This window comes from Luteimonas sp. A537, assembly GCF_054052065.1.
The window spans coordinates 322,069-339,619 of sequence record NZ_JBSVRH010000003.1; the positions used below are offsets into that span (position 1 = coordinate 322,069).

Consider the following 17,551-nt stretch of genomic DNA (forward strand, 5'->3'; position numbering starts at 1 on the left):
CATGGCACGTTTCTTCATTGACCGACCCATCTTCGCGTGGGTCATCGCGATCATCATCATGCTTGCCGGCGCGCTGTCGATCTTCAGCCTGCCGGTGTCGATGTATCCCACCGTGGCGCCGCCGAGCGTCGAGATCCGGGCAACGTATCCCGGTGCGTCGGCCAAGGTGGTCGAGGACTCGGTGACCCAGATCATCGAGCAGAACATGAAGGGCCTGGACGGCCTGATGTACTTCTCGTCGCAGTCGTCGTCCAACGGCATGGCGACCATCACCGTGACCTTCGAAACCGGCACCGACGGCGACATTGCCCAGGTGCAGGTGCAGAACAAGCTGCAGCTGGCCATGCCGCTGCTGCCGCAGGAGGTGCAGCGCCAGGGCGTGAACGTCAGCAAGTCGACGTCGAGCTTCCTGCAGGTGATCGGCTTCGTGTCCGAAGACGGCAGCATGGACAAGGTCGACATCGCCGACTACGTCGGCGCCAACATCGTCGACCCGCTCAGCCGCGTGCCGGGCGTCGGCACCATCCAGGTGTTCGGCGGCAAGTACGCCATGCGCATCTGGCTGGACCCGAACAAGCTGCACACCTACGCGCTGTCGATCCCCGAGGTCACCGCCGCGATCACGGCCCAGAACGCACAGGTCGCGATCGGTTCGCTGGGCGGTGCGCCGGCGATCGACGGCCAGCAGATCAACGCCACGATCAACGCCCAGGACCGGCTGCAGACGCCGGAGCAGTTCCGCGACATCATCGTGCGCAGCAATCCCGACGGCTCGGCGCTGCGACTTGGCGACATCGCGCGCGTCGAAATGGGCACCGAGAGCTACGAGTTCGACTCCCGCTACAACGGCCAGCAGGCCACCGGCGTCGCGATTTCGCTGGCCACCGGCGCCAACGCGCTCGATACCGCCGAGGGCGTGAAGCAGGCCCTGGCCGAGCTGGAACCGTACTACCCGCCGGGCCTGAAGGCGGTCGTGCCGTTCGACACCACGCCCTTCGTGCAGGTGTCGATCAAGGGCGTGATCGTGACCCTGCTCGAGGCCATCGTGCTGGTGTTCCTGGTGATGTACCTGTTCCTGCAGAACTTCCGCGCGACCCTGATCCCGACGATCGCGGTGCCGGTGGTACTGCTGGGCACCTTCGGCGTGCTCGCGGCGCTGGGCTTCTCGGTGAACATGCTGACCATGTTCGCGATGGTGCTGGCGATCGGCCTTCTGGTCGACGACGCCATCGTGGTGGTGGAGAACGTCGAACGCATCATGGCCGAAGAGGGGCTGTCGCCGCTTGAAGCCACGCGCAAGTCGATGGACCAGATCACCGGCGCCCTGGTCGGCATCGGCGTGGTGCTGTCGGCGGTGTTCGTGCCGATGGCCTTCATGTCGGGCTCCACCGGGGTGATCTACCGGCAGTTCACCGTGACGATCGTCTCGGCGATGACGCTGTCGGTGATCGTTGCCATCGTGCTGACCCCGGCGCTGTGCGCGACCATGCTCAAGCCGCTGAAGAAGGGCGAGTCGCATGACAGCGGCACCGGCTGGTTCGCCCGCTTCTTCGGCTGGTTCAACCGTAGCTTCGAGAAGACCAGCGGCAAGTACCAGCGCGGCGTGCGCGGCATCCTCGAGCGTCCGTGGCGCTTCATGGCCGTGTTCGCGGCGCTGGCGCTGGTGATGGGGCTGCTGTTCGCACGCATGCCCAGCTCCTTCCTGCCCAACGAAGACCAGGGCGTGCTGATGGTGATGGTGCAGACTCCGGTCGGCGCGACGCAGGAGCGCACGCTGGAGTCGATTGCGGCGCTTGAGAAGCACTTCCTCGAAAACGAGAAAGACGCGGTCGAGTCGGTGTTCGCGATCCAGGGCTTCAGCTTCGCGGGCATGGGCCAGAACACGGGCATCGCCTTCGTCAAGCTCAAGGACTGGAGCGAACGCGGCAACGCCGATCTCAGCGCCGAAGCAGTCGCTGCGCGTGGCAATGCCGCACTTGGCGGAATCAAGGATGCCTTCATCTTCGTGATTGCCCCCCCGGCCATGCCCGAGCTCGGTATTGCCAGCGGCTACTCCTTCTACCTCCAGGACACCGGGGCCCAGGGCCATGACGCGTTGATTGCCGCGCGCAACCAGCTGCTTGGCCTGGCCGGAGAAAGCGCACTGCTCGCCAACGTGCGTCCCAATGGCCAGGAGGACACGCCGCAGCTTCGGATCGACGTGGACGTGGCCAGGGCGGGTGCGCTCGGGCTGTCGCAGGACATGATCAATGCCACCCTCGCAGCGGCCTGGGGCGGCCAGTACATCGACGACTTCATCGACCGTGGCCGCATCAAGCGCGTCTACATCCAGGCCGATGCGCCGTTTCGCATGACCCCGGAGGATTTCAATCTGTGGTCGGTGAAGAACAGCGTCGGCGAGATGGTGCCGTTCAGCGCCTTCGGCAGCTCGCACTGGGACTACGGCTCGCCACGACTGGAGCGCTACGACGGCGTGCCGTCGGTGGAGATCCAGGGCGAGGCCGCGCCGGGCCTGTCGTCGGGCGAGGCCATGGACGAGATCGAACGCCTGGCCGAACAGTTGCCACCGGGTTTCGGCATTGAATGGACGGCCGTCTCCTACCAGGAGCGCGAGTCCGGCTCGCAGACGCCGCTGCTGTACACGCTGTCGCTGCTCATCATCTTCCTGTGCCTCGCCGCGCTGTACGAGAGCTGGACGGTGCCGACGGCAGTGTTGCTGGTGGCGCCATTGGGCATCTTGGGCGCGGTGCTGGCCAACACGCTGATGGGCATGGAGCGCGACGTCTACTTCCAGGTGGCGATGCTGACCACGGTGGGACTCACCAGCAAGAACGCGATCCTGATCGTGGAGTTCGCGAAGGCCAACGTGGAAAGCGGCATGGAGGTGGTGGCGGCCACCATGCAGGCTGTCCGTGATCGCCTGCGTCCGATCATCATGACCTCGCTCGCCTTTGGCCTGGGCGTACTGCCGCTGGCCATCGCAACGGGCGCCGGTTCCGGTGCGCAGCGCGCGATCGGTACCGGCGTGGTCGGCGGCATGGTCGTCGGCACGCTGCTGGGCGTGTTCTTCATCCCGCTGTTCTTCGTGGTGATCCAGAAGCTGTTCAGCGGCAGGCGCGGCAAGGCCGACTCGCAGCCCGCCTCCGCGGGAGCCATCGACCATGAGTAAGCATGCAAGCCTCGCGCTCGCCCTGGCGGCGGTCCTCGCCGCCAGCGGCTGCGCCACCCTGGTACCCGCCACGCCCGCAGCGCAGGCCGGAATTCCCGCGGCCTGGCCGATGCCCGAAGTGACGGCCGGGGATGCGAAATCGGCCGCGCGCGATGCGGACGCCGCGGGCGTCGATGCGCGTGGACCCGGCAGCACCGGCGCCATGGCATCGCGGCCGATGGCCGACATCGGCTGGCGCGACTTCTTCGCCGATGCGCGGCTGGAGGGCGTCGTTGCGCTGGCGCTCGACAACAACCGCGACCTGCGGGTGGCGATCGTCAACGTCGAGCGTGCGCGGTCGCAGTACCGCATCCAGCGCGCCGATCGGCTGCCTTCGATCGGCGCGGAAGCGATGCTCGAGCGCGTGGGCGGCGACATCCCGGTGACGGAGCAATACACCGCGGGCATCGGACTCGCCGCGTTCGAACTCGATCTGTTCGGCCGCGTGCGCAACCTCGGCGAGTCGGCGTTGCAGCACTACCTCGCCACCGAAGAAGCGCAGCGCGCGGCGCAGCTGTCTCTTGTCGCCGAGGTCGCCGGTACCTGGCTGGCGCTGGCCGCCGACCAGGAGCAGCTGCGGCTGTCCGAGGCCGCGCTGGCGACCTACCGGCAGACCCTGGACCTGAGCACGCAGCGCTTCGAACTGGGCGCAACGTCAGCGCTGGAGTTGGAGCAGGTCCGCACCCAGGTGGCCGGCGCGCGCGTCGACGTCGAACGCCTGGCCGGCCAGGTGGCGCAGGACCGCAATGCGCTCAACCTGCTGGCAGGTGCGCAGGTGGATGCCGCACTGCTGCCCGATGCCAGGGTCGGCCCGGTCACCGGGCTGGCCGCGGTACCGGGCGGGCTCGATGCAGAGGTGCTGCTGCGCCGTCCAGACGTGATCGCTGCCGAGCACCGGCTGCTGGCCGCGAGCGCCAACATCGGCGCCGCGCGCGCGGCGTTCTTCCCGTCGATCACGCTGACCGGAAGCGTCGGTTCCGCAAGCGACGAGCTGTCGGGGCTGTTCGACGGCGGCACCAGGCTCTGGAGTTTCATCCCGCGCATCAACCTGCCGATCTTCCAAGGGGGCCGGCTGAAGGCGGCGCTCGGCATGGCCACCGCCGATCGCGACATCGCGCTGGCGCAGTACGAGCAGGCCATCCAGTCCGGCTTCCGCGAGGTCGCCGACGCGCTGGTGCTGTCGCAGACCCTGGCGGCGCAGGTCGCCGCGCAGCAGGACCTGGTCGATGCCGCCACTCGTGCCGAGTCGCTGGCGCGCGTGCGCTTCGAGGCCGGCTTCGACAGCTATCTGTCGCAGCTCGACGCCCAGCGCACGCTGTACAGCGCACAGCAGGCGCTGGTGGCCACGCGCCTGGCCGAACAGGCCAATCGCGTCACCCTGTATCGCGTGCTCGGCGGTGGCTGGCTCGAAGACAGCGCACTACCGGCGGCAGCGACGCAGGGCTGATTCCCCACCAGGGGTCCGGCAGCCCACTCGGAAGCCCCATGTAGGAGCGGCTACAGCCGCATTGTGGGGGCAGCTATAGCTGCTCCCACAAGGGGGCTGTCCACAGGAAATGTGGTCTGCTGCGCCTTGGGGAGCCGCCTCAGTGGCCGCCGTCGCCGTCTTCGTTGTCCGGCGGGGGCGGCAGGTCGAGCCGGCTCGACCGCAGCGGCGTTCCGGTCGCTGCGGCATGCGCCTCGTGCGCGCGCTGCAGGTCTTGCTGCAGCACGTCGGGCCGCTTCACCATCGCCTTGAAGCGTGGCTCCAGCGCGCCCACGCGCGCCTGGCTGGCCCGGATGTCGTCGAACATCCCGCGTCGCACCGCCGGCGCAACGTCGGGCGGTAGCGACAGGTAGTCGGCGACCTTCTGCCGCAGCGCCGACACCGCCACCTTCGCCTTGCCCTTGGGACTGGTCAGCGAGGACACCACGGTCACCAGCAGGATCGCCACGATCACCACCAGCGAGGTCCAGGTGCCGATTTCGATCACCGGCACCGGTTGGCCATCATTGATGAAGGGCAGGTTGTTCTCGTGCAGCGCGTGCAGCACCAGCTTGATGCCGATGAAGGCCAGCACCGCCGCCAGGCCGATCGACAGGTAGACCAGGCGTTCGAGCAGCCCGCCGACCAGGAAGTACAGCTGGCGCAGGCCCAGCAGCGAGAACGCGGTGGCGGTGAACACGATGAAGACGTTCTGGGTCAGGCCGAAGATCGCCGGAATCGAGTCGAATGCGAACAGGATGTCGGTGCCGCCGATCGCCAGCATCACCAGCAGCATCGGCGTCAGCGCGCGCTTGCCCTGCCAGGTGGTGAACAGCCTGTCGCCGTCGTAATGCGGGCTGGAATGGAACATCCGCCGCACGACGCGGACCACGATGTTGGGCTTGTCCTCGCCGTGGTCGTCGGGTGCCAGCAGGTTGCCCGCGGTGATCAGCAGCGCCAGGCCGAACAGGTAGAACACCCAGGCGAAGTTGTCGATCAGGGCCGCGCCCAGCAGGATGAACACCGTGCGTGCCATCAGCGCAAAGGTGATCCCGAACAGCAGCACCTTCTGCTGGTATTCGCGCGGGACCTTGAAGCTGGACATGATCACCAGGAACACGAAGACGTTGTCGATCGACAGCGCCTTCTCGGTGATGTAGCCGGAGAAATATTCCGCGCCCATGTCGGCGCCGCCCCAGGTCCACACCGCGACGCCGAACAGCAGCGCGATGCCGATATACAGCGCGGACCAGATGGTGGCTTCGCGCAGCGTCGGCGCGTGCGCCTTGCGCACGTGGAAAAAATAGTCGAACGCCAGCAGGCCGATGATCAGGACGATCGTGGCTTCCCAGACAAGCGGGGTGGTCGTCGGCATCGGGGTCCCGTGGGGTGTGCAGCGCGGCGAGCATCGCATGCGGCACGTGGCCTGCGCGTCACGGCTTCGCGCCGGGCAAAAAGTTAGCCATGCGTGAAGGCCACCGGCAGGCGCAGGCTATATTCCGGCGCGATCCCCCGACCCTTGGCAACCACCTTGCACCGACGAGAACTCCTGCTGGCAGGCCTGGCCCTGCCGGCGGCCTTTACGCTGCCCGGCCGCGCCCTGGCCGCCACCGGTGATGGCGCCGCGTTCGACGACGCTTCGGTGCCGGCGCTGGCCGCGGCGCTTGCCGCCGCCGCGTATCGCGCCCCCTCGCGCGAGCTGCCGGCCGTGCTCGACGACATCGGCTACGACCGCTACCGCGATTACCGCTACAGGCCGGAGCGTGCGCTGTGGAGCGGGCAGGGGCGTGGCTTCGAGGCACAGTTTTTCCACCGCGGCTACATGTTCCGCGACCGGGTGGAGATGCACGTGGTGGAAGGCGGGCGCAGCCGGCCGTTCGCCTATTCGCCTTCGTTGTTCCGCTTCGACCATGGCGCGCCGCAGCCGCCGGCGGGAACGGACCTGGGATTTGCCGGCTTCCGCCTGCACGCCACGGGGCGGGCCGGCGCAGCGCTGGACGAGTTCGCGTCGTTCCTTGGCGGCAGCTACTTCCGCGCCGTGGCGCGCGGCCTGGGCTACGGGCTGTCGGCGCGCGCGCTGGCGCTGGGCAGCGGCGACCCGGGTGCCGAAGAGTTCCCGTTGTTCCGCGCCTTCTGGCTTGAGACGCCGGCAACCGGTGCCGGGAAGGTCGTGGTGCACGCGCTGCTGGACTCGCCAAGCGTGGCGGGCGCGTACCGCTTCGCGATCACGCCCGGCGACGAGACCGTGTTCGATGTCGATGCGCGGCTCTACCCGCGCGTGGAGCTGGCCAACGCCGGCATCGCGCCCCTGACCAGCATGTACGAATTCGATGCCCACGATCGCGCGGGCATCGACGATCCGCGTCCGGCGGTGCATGACTCCGACGGCCTGGCCCTGCTCAATGGCAGCGGCGAGCAGGCCTGGCGCCCGCTGCGCAACCCGGGCACGGTCGAGCACAGCGGCTTCCAGGATCGTGATCCGCGCGGTTTCGGCCTGATCCAGCGCAAGCGCCACTTCGAGGATTACCAGGATCTTGAGGCCGGCTACGAAAAGCGCGCCAGCTGCTGGATCGAGCCGCTTGATCCATGGGGCGAGGGCGAGGTGCATCTGGTCGAGATTCCCACCGCCAACGAGTACGCCGACAACGTCGTCGCCTTCTGGCGTCCGGGCGCCTCGCTGGCTGCGGGCCGCGAACACCGCTGGCGCTACAGGCTGCACTGGGCCGCCGATCACGGCTGGAACCCGGGCCTTGCGCGCGTGGTCGCAACCCGCAGTGGTGCGCTGGATGGCGCACAGGCGCGGCAGTACTTCGTGGACTTCGCCGGAGGTGCGTTGCCGGAGGCCGACGCCGGCGTGCGCGTGCAGGCAGCCGCGAGCGCCGGCACGCTGCGCAACGCGGTCGCCTATCGCAATCCCGAGGGTGGTGGCTGGCGCGTCGGCTTCGAACTCGAACCCGGCAGCGCGGCAGCGGTCGAAATGCGGCTGTGGCTTGAGGGTGACGGCGGGCGCCTCTCCGAAACATGGCTGTCGCGATGGACACCGTGATCCCTTCCGCCGAGAGGCCGGGCGGCGCGGTCACAGCGCACCCCGCGTTGCCGCCGCTGCCGCCGGGTTCACCGCTCGAGATGCCGGTGCAGGCGCTCGACCGGGGCACGATCAGCAACCCGACGCGCCCGACCACGCCGCCGAACATGGCCTGGCGCCGCTTCGCCGTGATCGCCGCCGCCGTGCTGCTGACCGCCATCGCCACCTACCAGCTGTGGTGGCTGCTGCGCGGCGACGGCATCGATCCGCTCGAGGGCACGATGCTGGTGCTGTTCGTCGGCCTGTTCGCCTGGATCGTGCAGGCCTTCGTGGGCGCGATCGCCGGCTTCGTGCTGTTGCTGCAGCGGCGGCCGCTGCGCATGGGCATGAGCGCACACGGCCCGTTGCCGGCGCTCGCCACGCGCACCGCGCTGCTGGTGCCGATCTACAACGAGGATCCCGCGCGGTTGATGGCCGGCGTACAGGCCATGCATGAATCGCTGGCGGCCACCGGGCAGCTCGAGCGCTTCGATTTCTTCGTGCTCAGCGATACGCGCAACGCCGCCATCCAGGCGGAAGAAGCGGCGACGCTCCTCGCCCTGTGCGAACGCCTGGGGCCGGGCGCGAGGGTGTACTACCGCCTGCGCGAGGACAACAGCGAGCGCAAGGCCGGCAACATCGCCGACTGGGTGCGGCGCTGGGGCGGCGGCTGGCCGCAGTTCCTGATCCTCGACGCCGACAGCGTGATGGACGGCGGCACCCTGGTGCGCCTGGCCGCTGCGATGGAGCGCCACGACGATGTCGCGCTCATCCAGACGCTGCCGGTGATCGTCAACGGCAACACCCTGTTCGCGCGCATGCAGCAGTTCGCCGGGCGCGTGTACGGGCCGGTCATCGCCTATGGCGTGGCCTGGTGGCACGGCGCCGAGAGCAACTATTGGGGCCACAACGCGATGGTGCGCACGCGCGCCTTCGCCGAGTGCGCCGGCCTGCCGGCGCTGAGCGGCGTGAAGCCGTTCGCCGGCACCGTGCTCAGCCACGACTTCGTCGAGGCGGCGCTGATGCGCCGCGGCGGCTGGGCGCTGCACATGATCCCGGGCCTGGGCGGCAGCTACGAGGAGGGTCCGCCTTCGCTGACCGACATGCTGGTGCGCGACCGCCGCTGGTGCCAGGGCAACCTGCAGCATGGCGCGGTGCTGCCCGGGCGCGGCCTGCACTGGGTCAGCCGCTGGCACCTGCTGATCGGCATCGGCCACTATTTCACCGCGCCGATGTGGGCGATGCTGATGATCGTGGGCGTGTCGATTCCGCTGTTGCACGCGGGCTTTTCATGGGGCCATTTTTCCCTGGAGGGCTTCACGCCCACGGCCTACTGGCGCGAGCAGGACGCGAACCGATTCATCGCCGTGTTCGTGGTGACGATGACCATGTTGCTGTCGCCCAAGCTGATGGGCTACTTCGCCACCATGGTCGACCCGGCCATGCGCCGCGGCTGTGGCGGTGCGTGGCGGACTTTCGTCGGCATGCTGCTTGAAACCCTGCTCGCCGCGCTGATGGCACCGGTGACCATGTACGTGCAGTCGCGCGGCGTGGCCGGGGTGCTGGCCGGCAAGGACTCCGGATGGGAATCGCAGCGCCGCGATGACGGCACGCTGCCGCTGCGCGAGCTGCTGCGCCTGTACGGCGGATTGACGCTTGCCGGCATCGTCGCCGGCGTGGCCGCGTGGATGGTCTCGCCGGCGCTTGCGGCGTGGATGTCGCCGGTGATCCTGGGCCTGGTGCTGGCGATTCCGATCGTCGCCCTGGGTGCGTCGTACGCAGCCGGACAATGGCTGCGCAGGCGGCGCATCTTCGCCACGCCCGAGGAGTTGGCGCCGCCGCCTGTGCTGGTGCGCGCGACCGAGCTGCGCGCGACGCGTCCCGACGCACCGGCCTGATCGCCGGCGGTGGCGGCCCCGCGGGGCCGCCGTGGCAGCGCCATGCATAATGGCGCGCCAACCGTATTGAGGCTTGCCATGCTGCTGGACTGCATCGAGCGCGAGACCGGACCGAACCCGGGCTGGAGCATCATCTGGCTGCACGGCCTCGGCGCCGACGGCGGCGACTTCGTGCCGATCGTGCCCGAACTGGTGCGCCCGGGCTGGCCGGCGCTGCGCTTCGTGTTCCCGCACGCGCCGGTGCGCCCGGTGACCATCAACAACCGCGTGCCGATGCGCGCGTGGTACGACATCGTCGACATCGACCTGGCCAACCGCGCCGACGAAACCGGCGTGGCCGAGTCGATGGTCCAGGTCGAGGCGCTCATCGCGCGCGAGGTCGAGCGCGGCGTGCCGCGTTCGCGCGTGGTGCTGGCCGGATTCTCGCAGGGTGGTGCCGTCACTCTGGCCGCGGGCCTGCGCAGTGCCGCACCGCTTGCCGGGCTGGTCGCGCTGTCCACCTACGTGCCTTCCGCGAACAAGGCCCGCGACGCGCTGGCTGACGGCGCGAACAAGCAGCCGGTGTTCATGGGCCACGGCAGCCAGGATCCGGTGGTGCCGTTCCAGGCCGGCCAGCAGAGCGCGGCGCTGCTGCGCGAGCTGGGTTTCACGATCGACTGGCACGCCTACCCGATGCCGCATTCGGTCTGCGCCGAGGAGATCCGCGACCTCGGCGACTGGCTCGCGCGGCGGTTCGCGGCGGGCTGAGGTCCATGGGCAACGCGCGCGCCGACGAGCCGTGGCTGCCCGACCTGTGCCGGCTGCGGCGGCTGGCAGCGATGCTCGGCATCGCCCAACTGGTGGTCGTCGTCGTGGTGCTGGTGCCCGATGCGGGCAGCCACTGGGACCTGCCGCGCGTTCTTTCCACCAGCGGCTTCGCACTGTGGCTGGCGCTGTCGGTATCGGTGCTGCTGTGCGTGTCGCGGCGCGCGCTGTCGCGCCTGCCGCGGCGCACCGGCGCGCTGGTCGCGGTGGCGCTTGCCGCAGCCGTCGCCGGCGTCGTGGCGGCGGTGGTGCATGCGCTGTTCGCCAGCGTCGGCGAAGCGGGGAGCTGGCCGACGGCGATGCGCTTTGTCACCGGTTCGGCCGGCGTGGTCACCCTGATCACGGCGCTCGCGCTGCGCTACTTCTACGTCATCGACCGCTGGCAGGCGCAGCTGGCGGCGCACGCGCGCGCCGAGGCCGACGCGCTGCAGGCGCGCATCCGCCCGCACTTCCTGTTCAACAGCATGAACATGATCGCCGCCCTGCTGAAGCGCGACCCTGAGGTCGCCGAACGCGCGGTACTGGATCTTTCAGACCTGTTCCGCGCCGCGCTCGGCGCCGGCGAGGGCGACTCGTCGCTGGCCGAAGAAGTGCGGCTGGTCGAGCACTACCTGCGCATCGAACAGCTGCGCCTGGGTGAGCGCCTGCGCGTGGAGTGGCAGCGCGAAGAGCCGCTGCCCTGGGACCTGCCGATGCCGCGGCTGGTGCTGCAGCCGCTGCTCGAGAACGCGGTGCTGCACGGCATCTCGCGGCTGCCCGAGGGCGGCACGGTGGGGATCACGCTGGCCGCGGACGACGACATGCTGCGGATCAGCGTGCGCAACCCGTCGCTGCCGCCGGATGCGCCGGGGGTACACGGCGCGGGACATGCGCAGCGCAGTATCGTGCACCGCCTGGGCTACGCCTTCGGCCCGCGCGCGCGCATGACCTGCGGCTGGGACGCGGGCTACTATGCCTGCGAGCTGCAGCTGCCACTGGGCGAGCTGTCGCTGGGAGCGGGGGGGAGGAGGACGCCATGAAAGTGGTCATCGCCGACGACGAGCCGCTGGCCCGCGAGCGCCTGCGCAGCCTGCTGGCCGCGCACGCCGACATCGAGGTGGTCGCCGAAGCCGGCGACGGCCGCAGCGCATTGCAGGCCTGCGCCGAGCACGAGCCCGACCTGGTGCTGCTCGACATCGCCATGCCCGGCATCGACGGCCTCGAGGCCGCGCGCCACCTGTCCGCTTTCGAACCGCGCCCGGCGGTGGTGTTCTGCACCGCCTACGACGCGCACGCGCTCTCCGCCTTCGACGCTGCCGCCGTCGACTACCTGGTCAAGCCGGTGCGCCCCGAACGCCTGCAGGCGGCGATCGACCGCGTGCGCACCTTTGCCGCGGGCCTGGAGCGCAGCCGCGGCGACGGTGGCGGCAAGCGCCGCACCCACCTGTGCGCGCGCCTGCGCGGCAGCCTGCGCCTGGTCCCGATCGAGGACATCCACTACCTGCAGGCCGATGAGAAATACGTGGTGGTGCACCACGCCCGCGGCGAGGACCTGATCGAGGAATCGCTGAAGTCGCTGGAGGAGGAGTTCGGCGACCGCTTCCTGCGCATCCACCGCAACTGCCTGGTCGCCCGCCACGAACTGGTCGAACTCCGCCGCGACCCCGAGGGCCACGTCCACGCCATCCTCCGCCACGGCGCCCAGCCGCTGGAGGTCAGCCGCCGCTGCGTGGCACCGCTGCGCGAGATGCTGCGCGGGCGCTGAGTGACGCAGGTTCGGCGGCGCCGGGCATGGCCCGTGCGCAACCGGGCTCAGGAGCGCTCGACCACCTGCCGCTGCGCGCGCTTCAGCCCCGTCAGCAGCCGGTACGGGCTGTTCCCGCTGCGCGCCGCGACCTCGGCGACCGACAAGCGCGCGCCCCACAGTTCGATATCGCTGCCGATGCCGGCACCGGGGTGGTCGGTCAGGTCCACGGTCAGCATGTCCATCGAGACGCGCCCGATCAGCTCGCCCGGCTGGCCGTCGATGATCACCGGAGTGCCCGAGGTCGCGTACTGCGGATAGCCGTCGGCATAGCCGGCAGCGACCACGCCCACGCGCGTCGGGCGCGAGGTGATGAAGGCACCCGCGTAGCCGATCGGTTCGCCCGCGGCGAGCTCGCGCACGGCGATGACCTTGGATGCCAGCGCCATCACCGCGCGCAGCGGCTCGGCCTCCGCGCACGGCGCATCGAGCATGTGCGAGCCATAGAGCATCAGGCCGGGGCGCACCCAGCCGCCGCGTGCCGCTGGCCAGGCCATCAGCGCGGCGGAGTTGGCAAGACTGGTGGTGGTGCCGGGCGGAAGCCGCGCCAGCACCGCGTCGAAGGTGGCCAGCTGCGCGGGCGTACTGGGCTGGCCAAGTTCATCGGCGCGCGAGAAGTGGCTCATCGCGACCATGTCGCCCACCCAGGGAAGCGCGCGCAGGCGCCGCCAGGCATCGGGATAGTCCCCGGGTGCGAGGCCCAGGCGATGCATGCCCGAGTCGAGCTTCAGCCAGACCGGCAGCGGCTCGCGCAGCGGATGGCGCTCGAGCACGTCCACTTGCCACGGCGAGGCCACCACCGACCACAGCGCATGCCGTTCGATCAGCGGCAGCTCGTCGGCGTCGAAGAAGCCTTCCAGCAGCAGGATGGGCGCGCGGATGCCAGCCTCGCGCAGCTCGATCGCCTCCTCGATGCAGGCCACGCCGAAGCCGTCGGCTTCGCCGTCGAGCGCGCGTGCGCAGGCCACGGCGCCGTGCCCGTAGGCGTCGGCCTTGACCACGGCCAGCGCCTTGCCGCCGCCCAGCGTTCGCGCGTGGCGGTAGTTGTGGCGCAGGGCGTCGAGGTCGATGGTGGCGCGCGCAGGACGCATCAGCGCAGCCCCGTCGGAGCGGCGGGCCAGGCCCGCCCGTAGCGGGAGATGTCGAGGCCTTCACTGTCGATCGCGGGCGCACGGCCGTCGACCAGGTCGGCCAGGTAGCGGCCCGAGCCACAGGCCATCGTCCAGCCCAGGGTGCCGTGGCCGGTGTTGAGCAGCAGGTTGCGGTACGCCGTGGGGCCGACGACGGGCGGGCCATCCGGTGTGGACGGGCGCAGGCCGCTCCAGAAGCTGGCGTTGGCGAGGTCGCCGCCGTCGGGATACAGGCTCTTCACCACCATCTCCAGGGTGTCGCGGCGGCGCTTCGGCAGCGACAGGTCATAGCCGCTGACCTCGGCCATGCCGCCGACGCGGATGCGCTCGTCGAAGCGGGTGATGGCGACCTTGTAGCTTTCGTCGAGCACGGTCGAGTGCGGCGCCAGCCCGGGGTTCGTGATCGGGATGGTCAGGGAGTAACCCTTGAGCGGGTACACCGGCAGGCGGATGCCGATCGGCGCCAGCAGGCGCTGCGACCACGCGCCCAGCGCGAGCACGTAGCGGTCGGCGGTTTCGGTCCGGCCCTGGATGCGCACGCCGGAGATGCGATCACCGTCGCCAAGCAGGGCTTCGACGTCCTGCCCGTAGCGGAACTCGACGCCTGCGGCCTCGGCCATCGCTGCCAGCCTGGTGGCGAACAGGTGGCCGTCGCCGGTTTCGTCGCCCGGCAGGCGCAGCGCGCCGGCCAGCGTGTCGGCGACCGCGGCCAGCGCCGGCTCCACGCGGACAATGCCCGCGCGGTCGAGGAGTTCATAGGGCACGCCGTACTGGCGCAGGATCGCGATGTCCTTGGCGGCACCGTCGAGCTGCGCCTGCGTGCGGAACAGCTGCGTGGTGCCGAGCGTGCGCTCCTCGTACGCGATGCCGGTGTCGCGGCGCAGGTCCTCCAGGCAGGCACGGCTGTACTCGGCAAGCCGCACCATCCGCGCCTTGCTGATGGCATAGCGGTGATGGGTGCAGTTGCGCAGCATCTGCCACATCCAGCGGTACTGTGCGGGGTCGGCCGTTGGCCGGATCGCCAGCGGTGCGTGCCGCGACAGCAGCCAGCCCACCGCTTTCAGCGGGATGCCCGGCGCGGGCCAGGGCGAGGCGTAGCCGGGCGACACCTGGCCGGCATTGGCAAAGCTGGTTTCCATCGCGGGCCCGGACGCGCGGTCGATGACGACGACGTCGTGCCCCTGTTGCCGCAGATACCACGCGCTGGTCACGCCGATCACACCGGAGCCCAGGATCAGGATACGCATTGGATTGACTCGGTCGGGCGGGTCGGCCAGGGGGCGGCGTGGCCGGCGGGTTCATGGAATCCGCCAGTATATGGATCGGAATCCACGGTGGCTCGTGCGGAAGGGAGTAATGGCGCGGTGACCACCCTCCGCCATGACGCACAGCCGCTGGAGGTCAGCCGCCGCTGCGTGGCGCCGCTCGCGAGGTGCTGCGGCAGTTCTAGGCTAAGCGCGACTCAGTTCGCGGCGATTTCGCGCGCGATCATGGTCACGTGCCGCTTCAGGCCTTCCCCAACGGCAACTACTGACTGCGCGAATCCGCCATGCCGGGTCGCGGACGAAGGCCGACACCGGCACGCCACGCACGTCGGCGGCGCGGGCGATAATGGCCCCATGACCACCCTCCGCATCGCCACCCGCAAAAGCCCGCTCGCCCTCTGGCAGAGCGAACACGTTGCCGAGCTGCTGCGCGCCGCGCACCCCGGCCTGAGGGTCGAACTCGTGCCCATGTCCACCCGCGGCGACGAAGTGCTGGACCGCTCGCTGGCGGCGATCGGCGGCAAGGGCCTGTTCCTGAAGGAGCTGGAGTTGGCGATGCTGCGCGGCGAGGCCGACTGCGCGGTGCATTCGCTCAAGGACGTGCCGATGGAGGTCGACGCGCCGTTCGCGCTGCCGGCCTTCCTCGAGCGCGCCGACCACGCCGACGCCTTCATCAGCAGCCAGTTCGCGACCTTCGATGCGCTGCCGCCGGGCGCCTGCGTCGGCACCTCGTCGCTGCGCCGGCAGGCGCAGCTGCGCGCGCTGCGGCCGGACCTCGAGATCCGCGACCTGCGCGGCAACGTCAACACGCGGCTGGCGAAGCTGGATGCCGGCGAGTACGACGCGATCATCCTCGCCTGCGCGGGCCTGGAGCGCTTGGGCCTGGGCGAACGCATCCGCGCGCGCCTGGACGCGCCGGAGTGGCTGCCGGCGCCGGCGCAGGGCGTGATCGCGATCGAGTGCCGCGGCGACGATGAGGCGGTCATGGCGCTGTGCCGCGGGCTGGACCATGCGCCCACGCGCACCAGTGCGTCCGCGGAGCGCGCGCTGAACCTGGCGCTGCACGGCAGCTGCCACGTGCCGGTGGCGGCGTTCGCGCAGCTGGACGGAGACCTGCTGCGGCTGCAGGCACTGGTGGGCTCCGCAAGCGACGGGCGCGCGGTGCGGGCAGAGGCTGAAGGGCCGGCGTCGGAGCCGGAGGCACTGGGCAGCGAGGTCGCGGCGAAGCTGCTGGCCGGCGGCGCCGGGGAGTTCCTGCCGGCCAGCTAGAAGCGGTAGCGAAGGTTCATCGAGCCTTCGGTGTTGGTCGCGCCGCTGCCGCCATTGCCGGCGCTGTCATGCCGCAGCTCGAAGTTCGAATGCAGCGTCCACTGGTTCTGCAGCTTCAGGTCCAGGCCGATCACCTGCCGGGTGGTGGTGTTGAACCTGCCGGTTTCGACCAGCAGGTTCTGGGTGAGCAGGGCGCGCTCGGCGATGCTCTGGCGCAGTTCGAGCCTGCCGCGGGCGATCATGCCTTCGCCGGCGGTGCCGTAGTCGGCGTAGGGTTGCAGGCGGTAGCCGGTGCCGAACTCCAGTTTCACGTTGGTGTCCGGCGTGCGCACGGCCTCGTAGCCGAAGCCCGCGGTGAAGCGCGAGTGGCTGCCGTGGTTGATCCGCCAGTCGCGGCGCGAGGCCGGCGAGTACAGCGGGTAGCGGCGCGCGGCGATCGCCGGCAGGCGCATCGGCACCAGCGGGTCGACGCTTCCGGGCACTTTGGGCTGCCGGATGCGCGTGAACCGGGTCGGTGGCTGCCAGGCGGCGTCCTCGCAGACCAGGCGGTAGCAGGGGCGGCGCAGGTCGGCGCGGCCCGCCGCCAGGGCGACCATCGCCGGCTCGCCCGGGGATTCCGGCAAGGGCTGGATGAAGACGGGCGGGGCGGCGAGCGCCAGCCAGAGGGCCGCGAGCATGGGTCGGTCCGGTGGAAACGGTTACATCGCGCCATTATCGCGGGCATCGGTGGCCGTTCCAAGACGGCGGCCACGGTCCGGTTCAGCAATGGGCGCTGACCTCGTGGCGGGCCTGGGCGAAGAGCAGCCAGCGTTCGGCGAAGGCGCCCGCCAGCAGCCCAAGCGCCGCCAGCAGGGTGGCCGCCAGCGCCGGGATCCAGCCAAGCGCCACCAGCAGCGTGGCCAGCAGTGGTGCCGCGACCAGCCCGGCCAGCGCCGCCCGGCGCAGCCGCGCCGCCTGCCGGCCGGCCGCGTCGTCGCGGGTGGCCGGCGCGGCGGCGGCGTCGAGGGCGCGCCAGTACAGCCATTTGAGCACCGCCAGCACCAGTCCCGACAGCACCAGCGTCGGCAGCATCCCGGCCGGACCCTGGCCGCGCAGCATCGCCGCCATGGTCACCAGCTGCAGGGCCAATCCGGTCAGCAGCGCGAACAGCAGGTACACCGGCAGCACCAGTGGATGCCGCCACGCCGGGATCGGCTTCAGCGCGGCGTAGCTCATCGCCGTGCAGGCCACGGTGGCCAGTGCCAGCACGGCCAGCAGCAGGCCCAGGCAGGCCAGCCAAGCGGCGCGCGTGGCGCCGGATGGCATCCACAGCAGCAGCGCCATCGTGGCGGCGGCCGTCGGCGCGGTGGCCACCGCCAGCATGCCCTCGCGCGACAGCCACGAGCTGCGCCACTGGCTGAAGGCGCGCCAGGCGCGGCCGGACTTGCCCAAGCGGGCCAGCCAGCAGGGCAGGCCGATGGTCGAGAGCAGCAGGCCCAGGCCAAGGCCGGCCAGCTGCACGCCTTCCAACGCCGGCGACAGGCCGCCGCGCAGCGCCAGCATGGTGATGGTCAGGCCCGACCAGGCCAGCAGGCCGTAGCCGGCGCCGGACAGGGTGTTGAAGACCATGGCGGACAGGGCCGGTTGCATCGGATCCGGCGGTGGTGATGGCAGGTCGGTCACGGC

At 70.3% G+C, this 17,551-nt stretch carries 13 protein-coding genes; 8 read left to right on the forward strand and 5 right to left on the reverse strand.

The features are described 5' to 3' along the window. Position 1: 1 nt before the first annotated feature. Positions 2–3,169, forward strand: a complete 3,168-nt coding sequence (locus ACW7GZ_RS09085; RefSeq protein WP_457004487.1) for an efflux RND transporter permease subunit — start codon at positions 2–4, stop codon at positions 3,167–3,169. Beyond that, complete coding sequence (locus ACW7GZ_RS09090; RefSeq protein ID WP_457008874.1) at positions 3,162–4,655, forward strand: efflux transporter outer membrane subunit; 1,494 nt, start codon at positions 3,162–3,164, stop codon at positions 4,653–4,655. Before ACW7GZ_RS09085 ends, ACW7GZ_RS09090 begins: the two co-directional genes overlap by 8 nt. Before the next feature lie 139 nt (positions 4,656–4,794). On the opposite strand, the gene ACW7GZ_RS09095 is transcribed toward ACW7GZ_RS09090, so the two are convergent. After that, positions 4,795–6,048, reverse strand: coding sequence for a TerC family protein (locus ACW7GZ_RS09095; RefSeq protein ID WP_457004491.1), 1,254 nt, complete (start codon positions 6,046–6,048; stop codon positions 4,795–4,797). A gap of 156 nt (positions 6,049–6,204) precedes the next feature. On the opposite strand from ACW7GZ_RS09095, the gene ACW7GZ_RS09100 reads away from it, so the two are divergent. The 5 genes from ACW7GZ_RS09100 to ACW7GZ_RS09120 all read left to right on the forward strand — a co-directional run bounded on the left by ACW7GZ_RS09100 (position 6,205) and on the right by ACW7GZ_RS09120 (position 12,183). Next, entirely contained in the window at positions 6,205–7,719 is a 1,515-nt protein-coding gene (locus ACW7GZ_RS09100) for a glucan biosynthesis protein (protein WP_457004493.1), read from the forward strand. Beyond that, positions 7,707–9,635, forward strand: a complete 1,929-nt coding sequence (gene mdoH, locus ACW7GZ_RS09105; protein WP_457004495.1) for a glucans biosynthesis glucosyltransferase MdoH — start codon at positions 7,707–7,709, stop codon at positions 9,633–9,635. The genes ACW7GZ_RS09100 and mdoH overlap by 13 nt, the downstream gene beginning before the upstream one ends. A gap of 78 nt (positions 9,636–9,713) precedes the next feature. Further along, a complete protein-coding gene (locus ACW7GZ_RS09110) occupies positions 9,714–10,382 on the forward strand; it encodes an alpha/beta hydrolase (protein WP_457004497.1) in 669 nt (222 codons plus the stop codon). 5 nt (positions 10,383–10,387) lie between these two features. Next, positions 10,388–11,458, forward strand: coding sequence for a sensor histidine kinase (locus ACW7GZ_RS09115; protein WP_457004499.1), 1,071 nt, complete (start codon positions 10,388–10,390; stop codon positions 11,456–11,458). Continuing rightward, on the forward strand, positions 11,455–12,183 hold the full coding sequence (locus tag ACW7GZ_RS09120) for a LytR/AlgR family response regulator transcription factor (protein WP_457004501.1): 729 nt from the start codon (positions 11,455–11,457) through the stop codon (positions 12,181–12,183). The genes ACW7GZ_RS09115 and ACW7GZ_RS09120 overlap by 4 nt, the downstream gene beginning before the upstream one ends. Positions 12,184–12,230: 47 nt before the next feature. On the opposite strand, the gene alr is transcribed toward ACW7GZ_RS09120, so the two are convergent. Together alr and ACW7GZ_RS09130 are read right to left on the reverse strand one after the other, a co-directional pair. Beyond that, on the reverse strand, positions 12,231–13,313 hold the full coding sequence (alr, locus tag ACW7GZ_RS09125; RefSeq protein WP_457004503.1) for an alanine racemase: 1,083 nt from the start codon (positions 13,311–13,313) through the stop codon (positions 12,231–12,233). Beyond that, positions 13,313–14,599: a D-amino acid dehydrogenase gene (locus ACW7GZ_RS09130; protein ID WP_457008876.1), complete on the reverse strand. Its 1,287-nt coding sequence runs from the start codon at positions 14,597–14,599 to the stop codon at positions 13,313–13,315. The genes alr and ACW7GZ_RS09130 overlap by 1 nt, the downstream gene beginning before the upstream one ends. 372 nt (positions 14,600–14,971) lie before the next feature. Between ACW7GZ_RS09130 and hemC the strand changes: the two genes are divergently transcribed. Continuing rightward, on the forward strand, positions 14,972–15,886 hold the full coding sequence (hemC, locus tag ACW7GZ_RS09135) for a hydroxymethylbilane synthase (RefSeq protein WP_457004507.1): 915 nt from the start codon (positions 14,972–14,974) through the stop codon (positions 15,884–15,886). Here the strand turns inward: hemC and ACW7GZ_RS09140 are convergent. Together ACW7GZ_RS09140 and ACW7GZ_RS09145 are read right to left on the reverse strand one after the other, a co-directional pair. Next, positions 15,883–16,563 carry a DUF481 domain-containing protein gene (locus tag ACW7GZ_RS09140; RefSeq protein WP_457004509.1) on the reverse strand — a complete coding sequence of 227 codons (681 nt, stop codon included), beginning with the start codon at positions 16,561–16,563 and terminating at the stop codon, positions 15,883–15,885. The genes hemC and ACW7GZ_RS09140 overlap by 4 nt on opposite strands. An 82-nt stretch (positions 16,564–16,645) precedes the next feature. Next, a complete protein-coding gene (locus ACW7GZ_RS09145; RefSeq protein ID WP_457008878.1) occupies positions 16,646–17,548 on the reverse strand; it encodes a DmsC/YnfH family molybdoenzyme membrane anchor subunit in 903 nt (300 codons plus the stop codon). Positions 17,549–17,551 lie beyond the last annotated feature (3 nt).